Below are 257 nucleotides of genomic sequence, written 5' to 3' on the forward strand. Positions count from 1 at the left end.
TCTAAATATTGCTGAGTCTTGGCAACTTGCTTGATCTCGACATTGACATGATTGGCTTTTAAAGTCGCTTCATTATTTTTGACACGTTGTAGATATTGCGCAATATTTTGTTGTGTTGGGGTCAAGACGATCTGCTTAATGCCTTTAAGGTATTCTGCTTTTAAGCTTTCACGTAATTGATTGCCTTGATAGAGGCCGAAACTGAATTTTAATGGACGATTTTCATTAAACTCATCTAGCTGTTGCAAACGTTCTTG

At 37.0% G+C, this 257-nt stretch carries 1 protein-coding gene; it reads right to left on the reverse strand.

Features of this window, described 5'->3' with window-relative positions; translation table 11 throughout:
• Positions 1–257, reverse strand: a 257-nt coding sequence (locus tag AC23MB_RS14470; RefSeq protein WP_487787667.1) for an ImcF-related family protein, incomplete at both ends; no start/stop codon positions are given.

The sequence above is a fragment of the Soonwooa sp. T0.1_25 genome, assembly GCF_057652215.1.